The 2587-nt window shown below is 68.6% G+C and carries 2 protein-coding genes and 1 pseudogene (1 of these 3 running past the window's edge); all 3 read right to left on the bottom strand.

The features are described from left to right. Positions 1–146: 146 nt before the first annotated feature. A complete protein-coding gene (locus ACFE99_RS24720; RefSeq protein ID WP_375489463.1) occupies positions 147–1514 on the bottom strand; it encodes a cobyrinate a,c-diamide synthase in 1368 nt (455 codons plus the stop codon). Continuing rightward, positions 1511–2125 (bottom strand): cob(I)yrinic acid a,c-diamide adenosyltransferase, encoded by a 615-nt coding sequence (cobO, locus tag ACFE99_RS24715; protein WP_375489460.1) that lies wholly within the window; start codon positions 2123–2125, stop codon positions 1511–1513. Before cobO ends, ACFE99_RS24720 begins: the two co-directional genes overlap by 4 nt. A gap of 18 nt (positions 2126–2143) precedes the next feature. Continuing rightward, positions 2144–2587 (bottom strand): annotated as a pseudogene (locus ACFE99_RS24710) (VWA domain-containing protein); its annotated part runs 161 nt beyond the window's last position; the annotation flags it as partial.

The raw sequence follows: 2587 nt of genomic DNA, 5'->3' as shown, positions 1-2587 counted from the left end.
GCGCAGCCGGGCGCAGCGGGTCGCCACCATGCATCTTAGTGGCGATCGCAAGCGCGGCGCAGCCGGGCGCAGCGGGTCGCCACCATGCATCTTAGTGGCGATCGCAAGCGCCGCGCAGCCGGGCGCAGCGGGTCGCCACCATCCAGCTAGAGCCCGAGCTGTGCGGCGTGCGCGACGAAGCGGGCCACCGCGCGCGGTGTGGCAGCCGGATGGGTGTGCAGGTATGAAGCATGCACACCGGCGTGCGCTGCCCCGTCTCGTATGGCGTTCGCCTCCTGGCTGCGATATACCCACGCCGGTTGGTAGCTTTCGGTGAAAGTAACTGCAGTGCGGTGGAATTCGTGTCCGACAACGCGCTGCCCCGTGCGATGCAGCGGCGAATCAGTCACCGCGAAGGCGTCGCGGTAACCCAACGTCAGGTGCTCGGTGAATCGTGCCGATCCGGCCAGCACGTCGCACATCGGGTAGCCGTCGAGCTCGGAGACCAGATAGGTCAGCCCTCCGCATTCGGCGTGCACCGGCGCACCCGAGATGGCCAGCGACTTGATCTTTTGGCGGGCAATGGTATTCGCGGAAAGCTCCGCGGTGAACTGCTCGGGGAAGCCGCCGGGCAGAACGACGGCGCCGCTACCGTCGGGCAAGAAGTCCACACAGGGGTCGAATTCGACGACCTCGGCACCGGTGGCCCGCAACAGCTCCGCATGCTCGGTGTAGCCGAAACTGAATGCCTTTCCCGCCGCCAGCGCCACGGTGACAGAAGCGCCCTCGACGTCGCCGATTGCGGCCGCGGGATCCCACGGCGAATCGGCGACCCGGCTGGCCGCGGCGGCGGCCACGGCGCCGACATCGATGTGGCGAGCGATCAGTGTTGTCGTCGCGTCGCCCGCGTCACGCGCGTGGCGACCGTATTCGACGGCGGTGACCAGGCCCAGATACCGGGTGGGCACTTCGATTTTGTCGGTGCGGGGGATGGCGCCGAAAACGGCGATGCCGGCGTGCTCGCATGCCTGCCGCAGCACCTGTTCGTGCCTGGCCGATCCGACCCGGTTGAGCACGACGCCGGCGATGCGGGTGGCGGCGTCGAATGTCGAAAACCCGTGCAGCAGTGCGGCGATGCTGTGACTTTGGCCGCGCGCATCGACGACAATGATCACCGGGGCGCCGAGCAGGGCGGCGACGTGGGCGGTAGATCCGGCTGCCGGGATGGCCGGGTCAGTTCCGATGCGTCCGTCGAAAAGACCCATAACGCCTTCGACGACGGCGATGTCGGCGCCGGCGGCGCCGTGGGCATATAGCGGGCCAATCAGCTGCTCTCCCACCAGGACCGGGTCCAGGTTGCGCCCGGGTCGCCCGGAGGCCAGCGCGTGATAACCGGGGTCGATGAAGTCGGGGCCGACCTTGAATCCCGCGACCCGGTGGCCAGCCCGCCGCAACGCCCCAATCAAACCCGTTGCGACAGTGGTCTTTCCACCGCCCGACGCCGGCGCAGCGACGACGACGGCCGGAACACTCACCACTCGATGCCCTTCTGGCCTTTGCGGCCGACGTCCATCGGGTGCTTGACCTTGCTCATTTCGGTCACCAGATCGGCGGCCTCGACCAGCCGCGGCGGGGCGTCACGGCCGGTGATCACCACATGCTGGCGACCGGGGCGGTCCACCAGGGTGTCGACCACGTCGTCGACGCCGACCCAGCCCCACTTGAGCGGATAGGTGAACTCGTCGAGCACGTAGAAGTCGTGCCGTTGCGCGGCAAGCCGGCGTGCGATCTCGGCCCACCCGTCGGCGGCCGCGGCCGCGTGGTCGTCAACGCTGCCGGGTTTTCGCGACCAGGACCAGCCTGCGCCCATCTTGTGCCACTGCACCGGCCCGCCGATGCCCTGTTCATCGTGGAGTCGGCCAAGCTGGCGAAACGCCTCCTCCTCGCCGACCTTCCATTTCCCGCTCTTGACGAACTGGAACACCGCGATGTCCAAGCCGGCGTTCCACGCGCGTAGCGCCATCCCGAAGGCAGCGCTCGACTTGCCCTTGCCGGCACCGGTGTGCACGGCCAGCACCGGCATGGTGCGCCGCGCTCGGGTGGTCAGCCCGTCGTCGGGAACCTCGAGTGGACGGCCTTGTGGCATAGCGTTTACTCCACCGGCTCAAGCAACACGGCGCACGGCATGGGTCAGGTGATCGGCGCGCAACTGCTCCAGCCGAATCGTCGGCGCCCTAAGCTGCCCAGCCAGTTGCTCGGCGAGTCCTAAACGCACATAAGACGTCTCGCAGTCGACGACCACCGCGGATGCGCCCTCGGCAACCAGGCACGCAGCCGCTAACCGACTGCGGCCCAACGGGTCCGGTCCGGCGGTGGCCCGTCCGTCGGTGAGCACTACCACCAGCGGGCGGCGCGCCCGGTCACGCACCTTCTCCCGGATCACCAACTCGCGGGCAGCCAGCAAGCCTTCGGCCAGCGGGGTTTTGCCGCCGGTGTCGAAGCGCGCCAACCGGCGACCCGCGATGTGCGCCGACGAGGTCGGCGGCAGCAGCAGCTGTGCGCTCTGCTCCCGGAACGTGATGACGGCAACCTTGTCGCGGCGCTGATA

Origin of the sequence: uncultured Mycobacterium sp. (genome assembly GCF_964249325.1) — a bacterium.
Lineage (GTDB): Bacteria > Actinomycetota > Actinomycetes > Mycobacteriales > Mycobacteriaceae > Mycobacterium.
Note: the sequence above shows the minus strand (reverse complement) of the source record. Positions and strands in the feature narration are given on the sequence as shown.